Raw genomic sequence first — 18,413 nt, forward strand, 5'->3', positions numbered from 1 at the left:
AACTGTCTGGACAATGCTGTGATAGAAAACTTCTTTGGGCTGCTCAAAAGTGAGCTATTGTATCTGCAGGAATTTCAGTCCATGGAGCACTTCAAACAGGAGCTCATTGAGTATCTGGACTACTACAACAACCGCAGGATTAAGGCAAAGCTAAAGGGCTTGCCGCCTGCAATTCACAGACAGCAAGCCCTTTCGGCTGCTTGAACAATTTTTACTTCAGAATATTGTCTAATTTTTTGGGGTCACTTCATGTGGCTGGGAGTTTTTTTATGCTTCAGGGCTGCACATGAGTGGAGCCAAACACATTGGTGGCATCCAGATAGATCTTGGGGGAGTTGTCCGGCAAACTGGAGGGCATCAGGTTGTGGGTGCGGCCGAACAGGGAGACGCCCTTGGTGTAGACCAGAGTGTTTTCTGGCAAGAGCAAATGAACGGAGCCGAAAACGGCGGTGGTTTCCAGCTGAATATCCTGGGCGATGACGGCGTCCCGCAGATCCACCGTCAGAGAACCAAAGACTGCGGTGAGACGGGCGCCGCCGGTGATGGTGTTGGCAATGCGCCGGGTCTCCTGGGAAAAGACGGCGGAAAGCTCCGGTGTATGGCCCAGATCCGCAGGCGGAACCTCTCCGGCGGGCACTGGCACCTGCCGGGGCCGGGCCAGAAGGCCGATGCCCAGAATGATGAGCAGAGCAGGGAAGAGCAGCTGGATCATCCGGTGCCAGCTGAGGATGCCCTGGGCGGAAAACAGCAGCATCAGGCCGAAAACAAGACCTAAGGAGTTGCCGGTGTCAAAGCCGTTTTCCACAATGGAAACTACACAGGGGATGATGATAAACAGGCTCCACCATCCGGCGAAGAACAAATCAAAATGCCAGAAGCCCATCACATCCCCGGCATAGCCCAGGCCGGCCAGAATGAGAAGAATTCCCCAAAGAATACGGGACCATTGTTGTTTCATGGAAAGACCTCCCTTTTGTTATGGGTTTTCCGGCAGGATGGAGCCGGTGAGCCAGCCGTCTTCTGAAAGGCCGGTGATGCGCACCGAAAGCAGCTGGTTGTGCAGTTCTTTTTCGTTCACCCGCACTTCACAGTATTCCGGGGAGAAGCCGCTGGACAGTCCATCCTTCTCCTGCTCAAAGAGAACCGGCAGCACCTGGCCCACTTTGGAACGGAGGAAATTCTGGTGAAGTGTGTGAAAGCGTCCGATCGCTTCCCGGCTCCGTTCTTCCTTTTCCTTCTGGGGAATCTGGTTTGGCATGGAATAGGCCGGGGTGCCCTTGCGCCGGGAATAGGGGAATACATGGACCTGGGCCAGGCCGCAGGCTTCTACAAAAGCCAGACTCTCTTCAAAATCCTCCCGGCTTTCCCCGGGGAAGCCCACGATCAGGTCGGTGGTCACAGCGCAGCCGAGGTAGGCGGCTTGCAGCATTTCCACCGATTGGGCATAACGTTCCGGGGTGTATTTCCGGTTCATGCGGCGCAGGGTGTCCGGGCATCCGCTTTGCAAAGACAGATGGAAATGGGGACACAGATTGGGATAGGGCCCCACTTCCTCTAGAAATTCCGGGGTAATGGTCCGGGGCTCCAGGGAGCCTACCCGGATACGGGTATGGGGCGCGGCCCGGCAGATGGCAGCCAGCAAAGCGGCTGGGGAGGGATGATCGGGCAGATCGATGCCATAGGAGCTGACCTCGATGCCGGTGACCACGATTTCCTGATAGCCTTCTTTTTCCAGGAAAGCGGCCTGGCGGACGGCTTCCGTGAGAGGAATGGAGCGGCAGCGGCCACGGGCATAGGGGATGATGCAGTAGGTGCAGAAATTCTGGCAGCCGTCCTGTACCTTGAGCAAAGCCCTGGTGCGGCCTCGCAAACCTCCGGCGGGAAGCACTTCAAATTCCCGGGCTTCCTGCACGGCGCTGCCGCCGGGGAAGGAAGCCTCAGCCTGGGCCTGTTCGGCCAGTTCCACGATCTGGCCCTTACATCCGGTGCCCACCACAATGTCGGCGCCGCACATCTCCCGGGCCTGCTCCGGCTCCATCTGGCTGTAACAGCCGCAGACGATCAAAGTGGCCTGGGGGTTGATTTTTTTGCACCGGCGGGCGGCATTGCGGGACTTTTTGTCGCTGAGAGCGGTGACGGTGCAGGTGTTGACGATATACACATTGGCAAATTCGTCAAAGGGCACGATGGTGTGCCCACGCTGTTCAAACAGAGTCTCCAGAGCCTGGGTTTCAAATTGATTGGTTTTGCAGCCCAGGGTGTAAAATGCGATTTTCATAATTCACCATCCAAAGGAAAAGTGGGATTTGTTTTGTCATCTGACAGCATTATAACGGAAAAAATCCCTGGGGTAAAGGGCGAGGAAGGCATGGAGAAAAAAGGAGGTGCATAGACTTTACCACAGGAGAAAGGGGACAGTGCGATGAAGAAATGCGGAAAGAAAGTTTTGGCCATGGTTTTGAGCTTGGGAATGCTGTGGGGAGGCGGGCAGGCCGCCCAGGTGCCGGAAAGCGAGCAGCTCCAGCAGCTGACGGGCATCCAGGCCCCCAGCGCCATCCTGATGAGTGAGGACGGCACCGTGCTTTATGAAAAGGATGCCGACACGCCCCGAGAACCGGCCAGCGTCACCAAGGTGATGACCATGCTTTTGGTGATGGAGGCCTTGGAGAGTGGTCAGATCACCCTGGATGAGATGGTGACCACCTCGGCCTATGCGGCCAGCATGGGAGGCAGTCAGATCTACCTGAAGGAAAACGAGCAGATGACGGTGGATGAAATGCTCAAATCGGTGGCAGTGGCTTCGGCCAACGACTGTGCCGTGGCGCTGGCGGAGCATCTGGCGGGCACCGAGGAGGCCTTTGTGGCCCGGATGAATGAGCGGGCCGCACAGTTGGGTATGACAAACACCCATTTCCAGAACTGCAACGGTTTGCCTGCTGACGGCCATGTGACCACGGCCCGGGATATCGCCATTATGTCCCGTCAGCTGATCGGCCATGAGAGAATCTTTGATTATACCAAGATCTGGACCGATTGGGTGCGAAATGGCACCTTTGGTTTGACCAATACCAACAAGATGATCAATACATACCAGGGAATGACGGGGCTGAAAACCGGCTACACCACCGGGGCGGGATATTGCCTGTCGGCCACGGCGGAGCGGGATGGTCTGTCCCTCATCGCTGTGGTCATGGGAGCGGCCGATTCACAAAGCCGCAATGCCGACGCTGCCGCCCTTCTCAATTACGGCTTTGCCGGTTATCAGGCGGTGACCATCACAGCGGATCAGCCCATTATGCCGGTGAAGGTGCTGCTGGGAAAACAGGAGTATGTACTCTGCCAGCTGGAGGAGCGGCCTCCTTTGGTGCTGAAAAAAGAGCTGGTGTCCACTCTGGAAAAGGAACTGGTGATGGCGCCCTCCCTGTCGGCCCCGGTGAAAGCGGGAGCCCGGGCCGGTCTTCTCACCATCCGCAGCCAAGGAGAAGAAATTGCCCGAATTCCGGTGGTTACGGCGGAAAAGGTGGCGAAAAAGAGCCCGGCCGGCCTGTTTTTGGAACTTTTTACAGTGTGCGCCATGGAGCGGGAAGAGGGGAGAATGTGAAAAAAATTTAAAATCTCCCAGGGGATTTGCGAAATCTTCGAGAAATCCGGTTGTAACTCTTGATGGTTTATGATATCATTTGATAAACAACTGTTAGGAGGAACGCACTTATGGTAAAAGTCTTTATGGGCCTTCCCGGAAGTGGAAAAACTAAGCATCTTATCGATCTTGTAAATAACGCGGTGGAAAACGAGTCGGGCAATGTGGTCTGCATCGAACTGGGGCAGAAGCTGCGCTTTGACCTGAACCACAACGCCAAGCTGGTGGACATCACCGAGTATGATTTCCAGGGCAGCTTTGAAACTCTGGTGGCCTTCGTCAACGGTATGTATGCCGGCAATTATGACATCACCCATATCTTCATCGACAGCACTCTGAAGATCGTGGGCAGCGATGATGTGGAAGCCATCGAATCCTTCCTGGCTCGTCTGGACGCTTTCAGCGAAAAGACCGGCGTCAAGTTCACTGTCAGCCTGAGCACCGATGTGAGCCGGGCCACAGACAAGATCAAAAAGTATTTCTAAGTGCGCGGAAGCGAGCGGGCGGGGCAAAAGCTCCGCCCGCTCTTTTTTGCCGGAAGAAGGCAGAAATTTGGCCTTTTTCACATTCCCATTTGCCGCGCTTTATGTTACAATGATAAAAGGCCCAATGGACCTCTGTGGTTTTGCGGGCTGCAGGCATATTTTTTTCACGAACGATGAAGCAAAGAGGGTTCTGTGTGAAACGACTGGGAAAAAAGTTTTTGGCGGCGGCGATGGCCATCGTGTCGGCCCTGTCCATCAGCGGCTGTTCGGTGGAAAGCGGTGACGCTTTGGCCAGCCTGCCCCGGCTGCCGGGAGAATATCTGGCGCTGCAGCAGGAGGTGGACGCTATTTTGGCCCAGGGGTATATCCCGACCGTGGCCGAAAGCGGACAAAACCGTCAGGCCATGCAGCAGCAGGATATCGACGGGGACGGACAAAAGGAGATCATTTCCTTTTATCGCAGTTCCACCAGCGGCGAATATATGATCTATGTTCACAAGCGCCAAGGGGATGACTATGTGGAGCTGGGGCATGCAAAGGGATACGGACGGTATTTGAAGGAGGTATCCTATCCCCGGTGTCAAAACAATGGCGCCCGGGCCATCGCCCTCAGCTGGGGCATGGAGGACGACAGTGCCTCGGGAATGTCGGTGCACACTCTGGGCAGCGATGGGCTGAATGAAGCGCTGGCTGTCCGGTACAGCAATTCCTATATTGTGGATGTGAACTATGACGGGGTGGATGAGATTTTCCTCACCGCCTTCGACCGGGTGAGCAGCGCCATGGTGATGACGGCCTATGGTTTCCGCAATGGAGAATGCACCGAGATCTCCCAGACACCGCTGTCCTCTGATGTGAAAAATGTGGTGAAGATCACAAAAAGCACCAAGCCTGGCCAGTGGGGCCTTTCCCTGTATGTGGACAGCCTGACGGCCACCGGCGGCTATATCACCGACATTGTGGAGCTGCGCAGCGGCGTTTTGACCAATACCACCCTGGGCAGCGGCAGCAAGCGCAGTGCCGCCACCTGGCGTCCGGTGAACATCACCTGTCAGGATATCGACAACGACGGGATGCCGGAAGTACCTCTGGCAGATATGCTCCCCGGCTACACCGATCCGGAGGCGGCCGACACCCTGTGGAAGCTGCGCTGGACCCGGTTTGAAAACGGCAACACCAATGGGGTGGCGGTGGAGACCTTCCATTCCCCGGCGGACGGATGGTATTTCCAGTGGCCGGAGACCTGGGGCAGCAATGTGAGCGCCCAGCGGAAGAGTGAAGCGGGGATCATCAAAACCACCTTCCTGGTGCCGGTGGAAGGGGCCGAGGAGGGATATCTGTTCCAAGGATCGGATAATGTGCTGCTCCAGATCTGGGTGTTTACCGGGAATAACCGGCAGGAGTATTTTGCCAGCAGCGGCATGGAGTGGCTGTACACCAGCGACAATGCCATTTATGGTTATTCTTTGCCGGAAAACGGCTATCCCCAGTTGTCCCTCAGCGCCGATCAGGTGGCGCGGAGTTTTCATGCAATCACAAAGGAATGGGCTTCGGAGGTTTTCAGCTGATTATGAATAAAAAAGTATTGATTCTGGAAGATGAGGACAATATCCGCAGCTTTGTGGTCATCAATCTGAAGCGGGCCGGATATGAGACGGCGGAGTTTGCCTTGGGAGAGGATGCGGTCACCTATGTGCGCACCCACAACGATGTGGATGTGGCCATTCTGGATGTGATGCTCCCGGACATTGACGGCTTCGAAGTCTGCCGCCGCATCCGGGGCAGCGGCAGCCGGATGGGCATCATCATGCTCACCGCCCTGTCCCAGGAAAACGACAAGATCAACGGCTTTATGACCGGGGCGGACGATTATGTGGGCAAGCCCTTTTCGGTGGTGGAGCTGGTGGCCCGGGTGGACGCCTTGTATCGCCGTCTGACCCAGGGCAGTTTCAATGCCGATGTGATCACCTCCGGACCGTTCTCTTTGAATCTTCGTTCCCGGGAGCTGATGAAAAACGGCCAGCGGATCGATCTGACCCAGGTGGAATATCTGCTGATGAAAAATTTTCTGGAAAACCGGGGGCGTGCCCTGGCCCGGGACGAAATCATGAACGAGGTATGGGGCCGGGATTATCACGGAGATCTGAAAGTGGTGGATGTGAACATCCGCCGTCTGCGGCTGAAAATCGAAGACGATGCCGCGGCCCCCAAGTATATCGCCACCATCTGGGGATTCGGCTATAAATGGGAAGCCTAAACAGGAGTGCGGAAAAGAATGGCTGAGGGAATCAAAAAACCAACAGGGGATGGCCACATGAAAAAAGCGGCCCTTTGGCTGAGCCGGCATAAAATGAGTGGGATCAAACGGCGGTGGATCGTCAACAACATGAGCATCGTCGTGCTTTTGCTTGCCATCATGTTCATTGCCGTGGGGGCGGCCACCACCAATTATTTTTACGATTCCCTCCATACCAGCCTGCAAAGCCGGGCCAATTCCAGTGCCAAAAACTTTTCTTCCTATATGAGCTCTACTTATGATGAGTTTTATGGCTATGCCCAGCAGCAGATCACCGAGTTCGGCGACAAAGATAAAATGGAAATGCAGGTGTTGGACAGCAACGGGCTGATCATCAGCTCGTCCACGGGACTCGTGGCGGGCACGGTGCCGGCCACCAACGATGTGAACCTGTGCATCGAGACCGGGGAGATGCAGTCGTTCACCGGTTATGACCCCTCCACAGAAGAACGGATCATGGCGGTGACTGCTCCGGTGTTCCGGAAAAACAGCCAGGATCTCATTGGGGAAGTGCGTTTTGTCACATCTCTCAAGCTGCTGGACCGGCAAGTGGGGCAGATTTATCTGATGCTGGCTGGGGCCGCCCTGGCCGTGCTGCTTTTACTCACGGTGACCAACCAGTTTTTCATTCATTCCATCGTCAATCCGGTGCTGAAAATCAACGAACTGGCTCAGAAAATCGCCCAAGGACAGTATGGAGCCCGGTTGGATATGGATTTCCGGGATGAAATGGGTGAGCTTTGCAACACCATCAACAATATGTCCACCGAGATCGCCCGGATGGAAAAATTGAAAAATGACTTTATCTCTTCGGTGTCCCACGAGCTGCGTACTCCTCTTACCGCCATCGGCGGCTGGGCCGAGACGGTGGAAAACAATCTGGATGACAAAAACACCGTGGAGACCGGCCTGGATATCATCCGCAAAGAGACCACCCGTCTTTCCCGGATGGTGGAAGAACTGCTGGACTTTTCCCGGCTGGAAAGCGGCCGGATGAAACTCCAGACCGAAGTGCTGGATCTGCGGGGAGAAGTGTACGACGCCCTGTTTGTCTATAACGAGATGCTTCGGCAGGAGGGCATCGAAACCAGCTATCACGAACCTTCTCAGCCGGTGTATGTCAGCGGCGACCGGAATCGGCTGCGCCAGGTGTTCCTCAATATCATCGACAACGCCGCAAAATATGGCGTCAGCGGCGGCAAGGTGGAGATCTCCATCGGTGTGGAGGAACAAAGCGCCGTGGTGCGTATCCGGGACTATGGCCAGGGCATTCCCGCCGATGAGCTGCCGTTGGTCAAGGAAAAATTCTTCAAGGGCAGCGCCCGCCAGAGAGGGGCCGGCATCGGTCTGGCCGTGTGCGATGAGATCGTGGCCATGCACGACGGCTCTCTGGATATTGACAGTGTTTATGGGGAGGGCACCACGGTGAGCATCCGTCTGCCCCTGGCCCCATCTATGGGAGGAACCGATGAAACAACAACCGAAGGAATTTAAAACCACCATCGGCGGCCAAGCCCTTATCGAGGGCATTCTGATGCGCGGGCCTCGCAAGACCGCCATCGTCGTGCGCAAGCCCGATGGGGAGTTTGCCATAAAGGAAGAAGAAGTGGGCACCATCCGGAAAAATCCGGTGCTGCGCCTGCCATTGATCCGGGGCGTTCTGGGATTTTGGGATTCCATGAAATACGGCATCAGCGCCCTGACCTATTCCGCTGAGTTTTTTGAGGAAGAAGACCCCTCGCAGCAGCCGGGAAAGGTGGAAAGCTGGCTTCTGAAGAAATTTGGCAGTGAGAAGCTGGACAAAATTCTCATGGGTTTTGCTCTGGTCACCGGCATTGCTCTGCCTGTGGCTCTGTTTATTTTGCTGCCCACCCTGCTGGCGGGATTTCTACCGGCCGGCTCTTCCAGCATTGTGCGCAATCTGCTGGAAGGCGTGGTGCGCATTCTGATTTTCCTGGCTTTTATTATTGTCACTTCCAAGCAGAGCGATATCAAGCGGACCTATATGTACCATGGGGCCGAACACAAAACCATCGCCTGCTATGAAAAAGGCTGGGAGCTGACGGTGGACAACATCCGCCGGTGCAGCCGGTTTCATCCCCGCTGCGGCACCAGCTTTTTGTTTGTGGTGATGATCATCAGTATTCTGGTCTTTTCGGTGTTCACCTGGCAGAGCCCCTGGGTGCGTATGGCCCTGCGGCTTTTGCTTCTGCCTTTGGTGGTGGGCATCAGCTATGAGATCAACCGGTGGGTGGGCCGTCATGATAACTGGCTTTCCATGGCTCTGCGGGCGCCGGGCCTGTTTTTGCAGCGCTTTACAACCAATGAGCCCGATGACAGCATGATGGAGGTGGCCATTGAAGCCATCCGGCGGGTCATTCCCGAAAATCAAGGAGAAGACAGGTGGTAATGGGATATGGTAGGCACCATTTCGGATGTATATTTGGACTTGCGCAATGAACTGCGCCATCACGGGGTCACCTCGGCCCCTTTGGAGGCCAAGGAACTGCTGGCTTTTGCCCTGGAGATCCCCCGGGCGGAATTCAATGAGCGCAGCGGGAGTTACCTTTTTGACGAGCAGCTGAAGCGGCTGGAAGAGCTGAAAAGCCGCCGTCTGAAAGGGGAACCCCTGGCCCATATCATCGGGGAATGGGATTTTTATTCCCTTACCTTTATCCTGACCCCCGGCGTGCTCATCCCCCGGCCAGATACCGAGACGCTGGTGGATGCCGGCCTGGCCTTTTTCAGCCGCCGGGAACGGGGACGGATTTTGGATCTGTGCTGTGGCAGCGGCTGCGTGGGAATCGCTTTGCTGAAAAACCTGCCGGATACCATAAGCTGTGTCTTTGCCGACACTTCCGAGGAAGCCCTGGCGGTGACCAAGGAGAATCTGGTGCGCCACCGGCTGACCTTCCGGGGATTGCCTGTGGCCCAGAACGCTTTGGAGCCCTGTGATCAGGCACTGGGCAAATTCAATCTGATTGTCTCCAATCCGCCCTATATCCCCACAGGGGACATTCCAGAGCTGGATGTGAGCGTCAAGGATTATGAGCCTCACGAGGCTCTGGACGGCGGGACCGACGGACTGGATTTCTATCGGGCCATTGCCGTGAATTTCAAAGACGCCCTGACCAAAAATGGTATGCTGGCCTTTGAATGCGGCATGGGCCAGGCTCCGCAGGTGGAGGAAATTTTGCGGGAAAACGGTTATGAAGATATCCGCATCCTCCGGGATTTCACCGGTGTGGAGCGGGTAGTCACCGGCGTGCGCACACCGCCGGAGAAGGCGTAAAAAGCGAACAAATGTTGCATAATCTGATGCCAGGGTGTATACTGGTGTCACGATAGGGGGTTACACTATGGATAAGAAGAAAGCATTGGAAACAGCCCTGGCGCAGATCGAAAAGGCCTATGGCAAAGGCTCGGTCATGCGCCTGGGAGAAAATACAGCCATGAATGTGGAAGCCATCTCCACCGGCTCCATCGCCCTGGATCTGGCTTTGGGGATCGGCGGTGTGCCCAGAGGGCGTATTGTGGAGATCTACGGGCCGGAATCTTCCGGTAAGACCACATTGGCCCTGCATGTGGCCGCAGCGGCCCAGAAAGATGGGGGCGAAGCCGCCTTCATCGATGCGGAGCACGCTCTGGACCCGGTGTATGCCAAAGCCCTGGGCGTGGATGTAGACCGGTTGCTGGTCTCTCAGCCTGACACCGGCGAGCAGGCATTGGAAATCACCGAGGCCCTGGTGCGCAGCGGCGCGGTGGATGTGGTAGTGGTGGACTCGGTGGCCGCTCTGGTGCCCCGGGCCGAAATCGAAGGGGAGATGGGCGACTCCTTTGTGGGTCTTCATGCCCGGCTCATGTCCCAGGCTTTGCGGAAGCTGGCCGGCGCCATCTCCAAATCCAACTGTGTGGTTATTTTCATCAACCAGCTGCGTGAAAAGGTGGGTGTGGTCTACGGCAATCCGGAAGTGACCACTGGCGGCCGGGCGCTGAAATTCTATTCCAGCGTGCGCATTGAGATCCGCCGGGCCGAGCACATCAAAAACGGCAGCACCAATATCGGAAGCCGCACCAAGGCCAAAGTGGTGAAAAACAAAATGGCACCTCCCTTCAAGGAGGCCCAGTTTGACATTATGTACGGCGAAGGTATTTCCAAGCTGGGTGAGATCCTGGATCTGGGCTGCGATCTGGGCGTGCTGCAAAAGAGTGGCGCCTGGTATTACCGGGGCGAGACCCGCCTGGGCCAGGGCCGGGATGCGGCCAAGCAGTATTTCCGGGACAATCCGGAAGAGGCCCAGCAGGTGGAAGAAGCCGTCCGTCAGGCTCTGAAGGACAAATTGGCGGAAAACAATGCCCGGGGCGGAAAAGCCCCAGCCAAGGCCGCCACACCTCCAGCGCCCCCGGCTCCCCGGGCTCCGGCGGCGGCCAAAGGTGGTGTGGAAGTGTTTGCCGATGATTTTGAGGATGACAAGGAATAACAAACAAAGGACGGTAGGGGCATGAACGAGCAGAGCAAAGCGGTATTGGATTACGCCGCCCGGCTGCTGGCGCCTCGGGCCATGAGCGAAAAAATGCTGCGGGACAAACTGACGGCCAAGAACTTTCCCCAGGAGGGCATCGATTACGCCGTGGAACGGCTGACAGAACTGGGCGCCCTCAACGATGGGGAATATGCCCGCATGGTGGCCCGGTATTATGTGGACCGGGGGTTTGGCCGGCAGAAGGTGGACCAGGAATTGCGCCGCCGGGGGATCAGTCAGGAGATCGCCCAGGAGATTTTGCCCGGTCTGGCCCCTTGCAGCCGTCAGGTGGTGGCCTATCTGGAAAAAACCATCCGGGGCCACTACACCGACAAACGGCTTTTGCGCAAAGCCGCCGCCGGGCTGTACCGGCGAGGCTTTTCCTGGGAGCAGATCAACACCGCCATCGATGTGTACTGCGATCCCCAGCTGAGGGAAGAGCAGGAAGAGCAGGAAACTGCCGCAGATAGGGAGGAATAGACTTTTGACCATAAAGATTCATATGAATTCCCTGGGCTGTGCCAAGAATCTGGTCAATTCCGAGCAGATGCTGGCGCTGCTGCGCCGGGAGGGAATGGAGATCGTGGAGGATCTCCGCAAGGCTGATGTGGCCATTGTCAACACCTGTGGATTTATCGACGAAGCCAAACAGGAGGCCATCAACACCATTTTGGAAGAGGCTCGGCTGAAAGAAGAAGGGCAGCTGAAAGCTCTCATCGCCACCGGCTGTCTGGTGGAGCGGTATAAGGAGGAAATTCTCCAGGAGATGCCTGAGGTGGACGCCATCTGCGGCACCGGAAGCTATACCGACATCGTCCTGGCGGTGAAGGGAGCTCTGGCCGGACGCCGTCAGGCCTATCTGGGTCAAAGCGCCCAGGCGGCCCTGGAAGGAGACCGGCAGCTTCTCACAAAGCCCTATTCTGCTTTCCTGCGCATTGCCGAAGGGTGCAACAACCATTGCAGCTACTGCATCATTCCCGCTTTGCGGGGACCCTTCCGCAGCCGTCCCATGGAGAATATCCTGGAGGAGGCCTGGGCCTTGGCGGAAAAAGGAGCCAAAGAGCTGCTGGTTATCGCCCAGGACACCACCCGCTATGGCACCGATCTCTATGGCAAGCGGATGCTGCCAGAGCTTCTGGAAGGACTTTGCCAGATCCCCGGGGTGGAATGGGTGCGCCTGCATTACCTCTATCCCGATGAGCTGGACGATGAACTGCTGGATGTGATGAAAAAGTACGAAAACGCCATTCCTTATTTTGATATCCCCATGCAGCATATCAGCGACCGGGTGCTTTCCGCCATGAACCGGCGGGGGGATGGGGCACTGATCCGGGAGCGGGTGGAGACCATTCGCCGCCGGTTCCCCGATGCCGTCATCCGTACTTCCCTCATTGTGGGCTTCCCCGGGGAGACCGAAGAGGAGTTTGACGAGCTGTACCGTTTCCTGGATGAATACAAACTGGAGCGGGCCGGGGTGTTTGCCTATTCCCAGGAGGAAGGCACCGTGGCCGCCCGGATGGAAAACCAGATTCCCGAAGAGGAAAAACGCCGCCGTCAGGAGATTTTGGTGGAACTACAGGATGCGGTGATGGACCAGTTCTCCCAGACTTTGGTGGGAACACAGCAGAAGGTGCTTTGCTGCGGCTATGATGCAGAGCACGAAATGTACTTTGGCCGCACTTATATGGATTCCCCTGATGTGGACGGTATCGTCTACTTCTATTCGGAAGAGCCGGTGGAAGAGGGGAGTTTTGTCACAGTGGAGATCGAAAACGGCGTCGGCGCCGAACTGTACGGTGAAATCGTCGGTTAAGGAGGAAATCTGCAAAAATGACCACAGCCAATAAGATCACCCTGATCCGGGTGGGGATGATCCCCTTTTTCATCTATTTTGCCTATCAGGGCACTCAGACCTGCGATATCATCGCTCTTTGCATCTTTTTGCTGGCCAGCATGACCGATGCGCTGGACGGCTATATTGCCCGGCATTACAATCAGATTACCGATTTCGGCAAATTTGTCGACCCTCTGGCCGATAAACTGTTGGTGTGCGCTGCGCTGCTGCTCTTTATCCAGCGGAGTGAGATGAACAGCGTGATGGTGTTCATCATCCTGGCCCGGGAATTCATCATCACTTCCCTGCGCATCGTGGCTATCGGCAAGGGCCGGGTGCTGGCCGCTGCCTGGTCGGGCAAGGTGAAGACCACTTTGCAGATCGTGGGCACCGCCGCCATTTTCCTCACCGACATCCTGGGCTGGCCCATGGTGGTGCAGACGGTGAGCGGCTGGGCCATGACCCTCATCACCCTCTATTCCGGTTTCGACTATATGAAGCGCAACTGGGATATCGTGGCCGACGGCGCCACATCCAAAAAATAACAGGAGGACCCTGCCATGGAACTGTATAACAGCCTCACCCGGAAAAAGGAAGAATTTGTGCCTCTGGAGCCGGGCAAGGTGAAGATGTATACCTGCGGCCCCACGGTGTATCACTATGCCCACATCGGCAACCTGCGCAGCTATATCATGGAAGATGTGCTGGAAAAATATCTGCGGTATCTGGGGTATGATGTAACCCGGGTGATGAACATCACCGATGTGGGGCATCTGTCCAGCGATGCCGATACCGGCGAGGATAAAATGCTCAAGGGCGCCAAGCGGGAACACAAAACCGTCATGGAGATCGCCCGGTTTTATACCGACGCCTTTTTTGAAGACTGCCGCAAACTGAACATCAAGCGGCCCGATGTGGTAGAGCCGGCCACCAACTGCATCCCGGATTTCATTGAGATGATTGAGGGCCTTCTGGAAAAGGGCTTTGCTTATGAGGCCGGTGGCAATGTGTATTTCGACACCTCCAAGCTGAAGGAATACTATGTGTTCAACAAACAGGACCAGGAAGACCTGGCCGTGGGCGTGCGGGACGGTGTGGAGGAGGACACAAACAAGCGGAACAAAACCGATTTTGTGCTGTGGTTCACCAAGTCCAAGTTTGAGGACCAGGAACTGAAGTGGGATAGCCCCTGGGGCGTAGGTTATCCTGGCTGGCACATTGAATGCTCCTGCATCAGTCGCCGGTATCTGGGAGACACGCTGGATATCCATGCGGGCGGCATCGACAACGCTTTCCCCCATCATACCAATGAGATCGCCCAGAGCGAAGCCTATTTTGGCCATAAATGGTGCAATTACTGGTTCCATGTCCATCATCTCAATACCACCAGCGGCAAGATGAGCAAGTCCAAAGGGGAGTTCCTCACCGTCTCTCTGCTGGAAAAACAGGGATATGATCCCCTGGTTTATCGCTTCTTCTGCCTCCAGTCCCATTATCGCAAGTCTCTGGTGTTTTCCGACGAAGGAATGCAGAATGCCGCTCTGGCCTACCAGAAATTGCTGCAAAGAGTGGCGGCCCTTTCTCCCAAGGAAGGGGAAGAAGTGGACAAAGAAGGGGCCAAGGCGCAGCAGGAGAACTTCCGCCGGGGCTTGGACAACGACCTGAACACCTCTTTGGCGGTCACTGCGGTGTACGATGTGCTAAAAGCACCGGTGAACGACACCACCAAGTTGTGGCTTCTGGAAGATTTTGACCAGGTGTTGTCTCTGGATCTGGTGGAAAAGGCCCGTCAGCTTTCCCAGCCGGAGGAGAGCGGTCTGGAAGAGGAGATCGAAAAACTGATCGCCCAGCGGCAGGAGGCCCGGAAAAACAAGGACTTTGCCACCGCCGACCGCATCCGGGATGAACTGAAAGCCCAGGGCATCTTGCTGGAGGACACCCCGCAGGGCGTCAAGTGGAGCCGTCAGAAATGATGTTTCCCTGGTAGAAAACCGGAAAAGACTCACCCAAAAGCCGCAATGCGCATATCCTGCACCAAGGGGGGATGGATGTGGATTGCGGCTTTTATACCGTCAGCCTGCTTGCGGCCTTGGCCTGTATGGGCCTTGCGGCCTGGGTGCTGGAGTGGTACAGCTTTGTTTTGCTCTGCCATCTGAGGGGGAGACTACGGGTGGATATACATATTTCCCTGGAAGGACTGACCCCCTGGGAGCAGAAACGGATGCTCCTGTGGGCCAGAAGGCTGTGTGCCCTGCGTTTCCCTGGGGCCTGGAAGCAGGAAGAAGAAGGAGAGGAGGGAGTTTTCCCAGATGGAAGGGACAACAGAGCGGGAACTGGAGAAGATCCAGGGGGTAGTGGATACTCTGATTTATAAGAATGACGACAGCGGCTGGGCGGTGGCCCGGGTGGATCTGGGCGTGGGGGAGGAGCTGGTGATTACCGGCGTCATGCCCTATCTGGGGGCAGGGGAGAGCATCGTCGCCTACGGCAACTATGTGACCCATCCGGAATACGGCCCTCAGTTTTCCGTCCTCTCCTATGAACGGCTGCTGCCTTCCACGGCTCAGGGGATCTATGACTATCTGGCCTCCCGCACCGTCAAGGGCATTGGTCCCAAAACCGCCATGGCCATTGTGGAAAAATTTGGGGAGGACACCTTTGATGTGCTGGCCAGCCAGCCGGAGCTTCTGGAGACGGTGAGGGGCATCAGCCCACGGAAAGCCCGGGAGATCCAGCAGAATTTTCTCCAGCAAAACGCCATGCGGGCCCTTTTGCAGTTTTTCACCGAAAGCGGCCTGCCCATGTGGTGCGCCGCCGGGGTTTACAAGGTCTATGGAGCTTATGCAGAGCAGACTTTGCGGGAGGACCCCTATCTTTTGTGCCAGGAGCGGTTCGGTCTGGATTTTGGCCAGGTGGACGAGGCCGCCCGGCACATGGGTATGGACCTTCTGAGTCCGGTGCGGCTGCGGGCTGCTATTTTGTATGAGCTTACCTTCAATCTGCAAAGCGGCCATTGCTTTATTCCTCGGAAGAAACTGCTGACGGCCACCGCATCTCTGTGCGACGCAGGGGAAGAGGATGTGGAGGATCAGCTGGAGGAGCTGTTGCAGCGGCAGCAGGTGGTGGAAGAGGATATCCGGAGCCAGCCCATGGTCTATCTGGCCACACTGTTCCGTCAGGAGAACACCGTGGCCCGGGAGGTGGTAAGGCTGCTGAGCATGCATCTGGAAGCGCCGCGGAACCTGGAAAAGATGATTGCCCGCACTGAGAAAGAGCAAGGGATGGCCTATGCGGAAAAGCAAAAGGAGGCCATGGGTCTATGCTTCCACGGGGCCTTGTCCCTGATCACCGGCGGGCCGGGTACCGGGAAAACCACAGCGGTGCAGGGGCTTTTGTCCCTGCTGGATCAGAATGGTCTGACGGTTTTTCTCTGTGCCCCCACCGGCCGGGCGGCCAAAAAACTCAGTGAGGTGTGCTACCGGGAGGCCAAGACCCTGCACCGGATGCTGGAAGCCGCCTTTTCCCCGGAAGAAGGGGTGATGCGCTTCAAACGGAACAAGGACAACCCTCTGCCTGCCGATGTGATCGTGGTGGATGAAGCCTCCATGCTGGACATTTCCCTCACTGCCTCTTTGTTGGAGGCCATGAAACCCCATACCCGTCTGGTGCTCATCGGGGATGCCGATCAGCTGCCGCCGGTGTGGGCAGGCAGCGTTTTCTCCGATTTGCTGGCCTGTGATTTTGTGCCCAAGGTCCACTTGACTGAGATTTTCCGCCAGGCCCAGAATAGCCAGATCGTCATGAACGCCCACCGGATCAACCGGGGAGAGATGCCGGAGCTCCGTCTGACCCAGGGGGATTTCTATTTTTCCGCCGCCTCTGCACCTGAGCAGGCGGTAGAGACGGTGGCCAGCCTGGTTTCTTCCCGTATCCCCGGGCATTTCGGCATCGATCCACAGAACATCCAGGTGGTCTGCCCCACCCGGCAGCAGATGTGCGGCACGGTCTCCCTCAATCGCATTCTGCAGCAGCGGCTCAACCCGCCGGGAGAGGGCAAGGCAGAAGTGCGCCATGGCCCTTATGTGTTCCGCCTGGGGGATCGGGTGATGCAGGTGCGGAATAATTACGACATCTTGTGGCAGAGCGCGGCCACCGCCGAGGTAGGGGCCGGGGTGTTCAATGGAGATACCGGGATCATCACCTACATCGACCGCTCTGAACGGGTGATGGTGGTACGCTTTGACGATCGGGAAGCAGCCTATTCCTTTGACGATCTGTACCAGCTGGAACCGGCCTATGCCATCACCGCCCATAAGGCTCAGGGCAGCGAATACGAAGTGGTGATCGTGCCGGTGTTCCAGGCTCCGGCCCGGCTGCTCAACCGCAGCATTCTTTATACTGCCGTCACCCGTGCCAAGCGGCTGCTGGTGCTGGTGGGGCGGCAGAGTGTGGTGGAGCAGATGGTGGAGAGCAACCAGAAGAACCGCCGGTACAGTGCTCTCAAATACCGGCTGAGGAGCTATTATGAAGCCATGGACCTTACTTGATTGGCTGTTTCCGCCCCGGTGTGCTTTGTGCGGCGCTTTTCTTTGGGGAAAAGAAAAAACGGCCCAGCTTTGCCCGGCTTGTGCCGGGCGGGAAAGGCTGAAAGAGGGCTGGAAAATGGGAAAGCTCCCTTTCGTGGCGGGCTCGGTGTGCGTTTACCCTTATGAAGGAGAGGTGCGCCGTGGCGTGCACCGGTTCAAGTTCCGGGGGGCAGCTCAAAACGGAGAGATTTTTGGTGTATTGCTGGCCAGCCGGGTGCGGGAAACCGGTCTTTCGGAACAGATCGATCTGGTGTGTTATGTGCCCTGTCATCCAAAAGTCAAACGGAAGCGGGGATATGAGCAGGCGCAAAAGCTGGCCAAGCCGTTGGCCAGAGAACTGGGACTTCCTCTGGAACCGCTGCTGGAGAAGCGGCGGAACACAAGGCCTATGTACCAGCTGAAAGCGGCTCAGCGGCGGGCCAATGTGCTGGGGGCCTTTGGCGTGGTGCCGGGAAAAGAGGCGCTTGTTCGCTCCCGGCGGGTGCTTGTGGTGGACGATGTACTCACCACTGGCAGTACTCTGTCGGAATGTGCCCGGGTGCTCCGTGAGGCCGGGGCCCGGGAGGTATATGGGGCGGTGTTTGCCCGCACCTTTGCCAAGCGTCCGGGGGACAAAACCGGAAAGCGGGTATGAAGAGGATGGAACTTTGTTTGGCTGGGACAGAAAAGTTGGCCCAAGCGGCGCAGATGTACCAGCGCATTGTGCAGAATAGGGAGAAATAAAAAAGGGACAGGAAATTTGAACAGCACCCCATTTGTTAGACAGTATGGTATACTATCTAACAAGTGGGGTGTTTTGCTATGCCAAAAGGAGTACCAAACAAACGATATACGCCGGAATTCAAAAAACTGGTGATTGAAACCATGCAGAAAGAGAAATTGAGTTACAGCGAAACCTGCCGTAGATTTGAGGTAAACAGCAGAGATCGAATCAAATCATGGGAGCGAATCTACCTGGAAGAAGGGCCGGAAGGGTTAGCCATCGAACGGCGTGGCCGCAGCAGTAAGGGTCGTCCGCCAAAGCAGTTGCCGAAGCAGGTAGAAGAAGA

The 18,413-nt window shown here is 56.5% G+C and carries 19 protein-coding genes and 1 pseudogene; 18 read left to right on the forward strand and 2 right to left on the reverse strand.

Annotated elements, in window-relative coordinates; genetic code table 11:
* Positions 1-204 (forward strand): IS3 family transposase (locus tag KQI26_RS13995; protein WP_216503868.1); only part of this gene is annotated, 204 nt, incomplete at its 5' end.
* 70 nt (positions 205-274) lie between these two features.
* On the opposite strand, the gene KQI26_RS14000 is transcribed toward KQI26_RS13995, so the two are convergent.
* On the reverse strand, positions 275-958 hold the full coding sequence (locus KQI26_RS14000; protein ID WP_216504890.1) for a hypothetical protein: 684 nt from the start codon (positions 956-958) through the stop codon (positions 275-277).
* Between the two features lie 18 nt (positions 959-976).
* Positions 977-2,278 (reverse strand): tRNA (N(6)-L-threonylcarbamoyladenosine(37)-C(2))-methylthiotransferase MtaB, encoded by a 1,302-nt coding sequence (gene mtaB, locus KQI26_RS14005; RefSeq protein WP_216504891.1) that lies wholly within the window; start codon positions 2,276-2,278, stop codon positions 977-979.
* A gap of 144 nt (positions 2,279-2,422) precedes the next feature.
* Between mtaB and KQI26_RS14010 the strand changes: the two genes are divergently transcribed.
* The 17 genes and pseudogenes from KQI26_RS14010 to KQI26_RS14085 all read left to right on the forward strand — a co-directional run.
* Entirely contained in the window at positions 2,423-3,601 is a 1,179-nt protein-coding gene (locus KQI26_RS14010) for a D-alanyl-D-alanine carboxypeptidase family protein (RefSeq protein WP_216504892.1), read from the forward strand.
* Between the two features lie 110 nt (positions 3,602-3,711).
* Positions 3,712-4,125 carry a hypothetical protein gene (locus tag KQI26_RS14015; RefSeq protein ID WP_118428129.1) on the forward strand — a complete coding sequence of 138 codons (414 nt, stop codon included), beginning with the start codon at positions 3,712-3,714 and terminating at the stop codon, positions 4,123-4,125.
* 194 nt (positions 4,126-4,319) lie between these two features.
* Positions 4,320-5,693, forward strand: coding sequence for a hypothetical protein (locus tag KQI26_RS14020; RefSeq protein WP_216504893.1), 1,374 nt, complete (start codon positions 4,320-4,322; stop codon positions 5,691-5,693).
* Between the two features lie 2 nt (positions 5,694-5,695).
* Complete coding sequence (locus KQI26_RS14025; RefSeq protein ID WP_216504894.1) at positions 5,696-6,382, forward strand: response regulator transcription factor; 687 nt, start codon at positions 5,696-5,698, stop codon at positions 6,380-6,382.
* 18 nt (positions 6,383-6,400) lie between these two features.
* Complete coding sequence (locus KQI26_RS14030; protein WP_216504895.1) at positions 6,401-7,915, forward strand: HAMP domain-containing sensor histidine kinase; 1,515 nt, start codon at positions 6,401-6,403, stop codon at positions 7,913-7,915.
* Complete coding sequence (locus KQI26_RS14035; RefSeq protein ID WP_118748104.1) at positions 7,890-8,831, forward strand: DUF1385 domain-containing protein; 942 nt, start codon at positions 7,890-7,892, stop codon at positions 8,829-8,831. Before KQI26_RS14030 ends, KQI26_RS14035 begins: the two co-directional genes overlap by 26 nt.
* Positions 8,832-8,837: 6 nt before the next feature.
* Positions 8,838-9,713 carry a peptide chain release factor N(5)-glutamine methyltransferase gene (gene prmC / locus KQI26_RS14040; protein WP_216504896.1) on the forward strand — a complete coding sequence of 292 codons (876 nt, stop codon included), beginning with the start codon at positions 8,838-8,840 and terminating at the stop codon, positions 9,711-9,713.
* A gap of 67 nt (positions 9,714-9,780) precedes the next feature.
* On the forward strand, positions 9,781-10,902 hold the full coding sequence (recA, locus tag KQI26_RS14045) for a recombinase RecA (RefSeq protein ID WP_216504897.1): 1,122 nt from the start codon (positions 9,781-9,783) through the stop codon (positions 10,900-10,902).
* 21 nt (positions 10,903-10,923) lie between these two features.
* Complete coding sequence (locus KQI26_RS14050) at positions 10,924-11,424, forward strand: regulatory protein RecX (protein WP_216504898.1); 501 nt, start codon at positions 10,924-10,926, stop codon at positions 11,422-11,424.
* Positions 11,425-11,428: 4 nt separating this feature from the next.
* Positions 11,429-12,757 carry a 30S ribosomal protein S12 methylthiotransferase RimO gene (gene rimO / locus KQI26_RS14055; RefSeq protein ID WP_253292877.1) on the forward strand — a complete coding sequence of 443 codons (1,329 nt, stop codon included), beginning with the start codon at positions 11,429-11,431 and terminating at the stop codon, positions 12,755-12,757.
* 17 nt (positions 12,758-12,774) lie between these two features.
* On the forward strand, positions 12,775-13,323 hold the full coding sequence (gene pgsA, locus KQI26_RS14060; RefSeq protein WP_118428121.1) for a CDP-diacylglycerol--glycerol-3-phosphate 3-phosphatidyltransferase: 549 nt from the start codon (positions 12,775-12,777) through the stop codon (positions 13,321-13,323).
* A gap of 15 nt (positions 13,324-13,338) precedes the next feature.
* Positions 13,339-14,751 (forward strand): cysteine--tRNA ligase, encoded by a 1,413-nt coding sequence (gene cysS, locus KQI26_RS14065; RefSeq protein WP_216504899.1) that lies wholly within the window; start codon positions 13,339-13,341, stop codon positions 14,749-14,751.
* Between the two features lie 77 nt (positions 14,752-14,828).
* On the forward strand, positions 14,829-15,152 hold the full coding sequence (locus KQI26_RS14070; RefSeq protein ID WP_216504900.1) for a hypothetical protein: 324 nt from the start codon (positions 14,829-14,831) through the stop codon (positions 15,150-15,152).
* Entirely contained in the window at positions 15,088-17,325 is a 2,238-nt protein-coding gene (locus tag KQI26_RS14075; RefSeq protein WP_216504901.1) for an ATP-dependent RecD-like DNA helicase, read from the forward strand. Before KQI26_RS14070 ends, KQI26_RS14075 begins: the two co-directional genes overlap by 65 nt.
* A pseudogene (locus KQI26_RS15830) lies at positions 17,303-17,374 on the forward strand (hypothetical protein); the annotation flags it as partial. The gene KQI26_RS14075 and the pseudogene KQI26_RS15830, both read left to right, overlap by 23 nt.
* A gap of 66 nt (positions 17,375-17,440) precedes the next feature.
* Positions 17,441-17,998 carry a ComF family protein gene (locus KQI26_RS14080; protein WP_177614308.1) on the forward strand — a complete coding sequence of 186 codons (558 nt, stop codon included), beginning with the start codon at positions 17,441-17,443 and terminating at the stop codon, positions 17,996-17,998.
* 167 nt (positions 17,999-18,165) lie between these two features.
* A partial coding sequence (locus KQI26_RS14085; protein WP_216504902.1) for a helix-turn-helix domain-containing protein occupies positions 18,166-18,413 on the forward strand: 248 nt, incomplete at its 3' end.

Origin of the sequence: Intestinimonas sp. MSJ-38 (assembly GCF_018917925.1) — a bacterium.
Classification (GTDB): domain Bacteria; phylum Bacillota; class Clostridia; order Oscillospirales; family Butyricicoccaceae; genus Pseudobutyricicoccus.

Excerpts from the sequence above, each read along its gene's own strand:
- cysS (WP_216504899.1), top strand. The coding sequence starts at position 13,339 with ATGGAACTGTATAACAGCCTCACCCGGAAAAAGGAAGAATTTGTGCCT.
- prmC (WP_216504896.1), top strand. The coding sequence starts at position 8,838 with ATGGTAGGCACCATTTCGGATGTATATTTGGACTTGCGCAATGAACTG.
- KQI26_RS14030 (WP_216504895.1), top strand. The coding sequence starts at position 6,401 with ATGGCTGAGGGAATCAAAAAACCAACAGGGGATGGCCACATGAAAAAA.
- KQI26_RS14035 (WP_118748104.1), top strand. The coding sequence starts at position 7,890 with ATGAAACAACAACCGAAGGAATTTAAAACCACCATCGGCGGCCAAGCC.
- recA (WP_216504897.1), top strand. The coding sequence starts at position 9,781 with ATGGATAAGAAGAAAGCATTGGAAACAGCCCTGGCGCAGATCGAAAAG.
- KQI26_RS14015 (WP_118428129.1), top strand. The coding sequence starts at position 3,712 with ATGGTAAAAGTCTTTATGGGCCTTCCCGGAAGTGGAAAAACTAAGCAT.
- pgsA (WP_118428121.1), top strand. The coding sequence starts at position 12,775 with ATGACCACAGCCAATAAGATCACCCTGATCCGGGTGGGGATGATCCCC.
- KQI26_RS14050 (WP_216504898.1), top strand. The coding sequence starts at position 10,924 with ATGAACGAGCAGAGCAAAGCGGTATTGGATTACGCCGCCCGGCTGCTG.
- mtaB (WP_216504891.1), bottom strand. The coding sequence starts at position 2,278 with ATGAAAATCGCATTTTACACCCTGGGCTGCAAAACCAATCAATTTGAA.
- KQI26_RS14080 (WP_177614308.1), top strand. The coding sequence starts at position 17,441 with ATGGGAAAGCTCCCTTTCGTGGCGGGCTCGGTGTGCGTTTACCCTTAT.
- KQI26_RS14025 (WP_216504894.1), top strand. The coding sequence starts at position 5,696 with ATGAATAAAAAAGTATTGATTCTGGAAGATGAGGACAATATCCGCAGC.
- KQI26_RS14000 (WP_216504890.1), bottom strand. The coding sequence starts at position 958 with ATGAAACAACAATGGTCCCGTATTCTTTGGGGAATTCTTCTCATTCTG.
- KQI26_RS14010 (WP_216504892.1), top strand. The coding sequence starts at position 2,423 with ATGAAGAAATGCGGAAAGAAAGTTTTGGCCATGGTTTTGAGCTTGGGA.
- KQI26_RS14075 (WP_216504901.1), top strand. The coding sequence starts at position 15,088 with ATGGAAGGGACAACAGAGCGGGAACTGGAGAAGATCCAGGGGGTAGTG.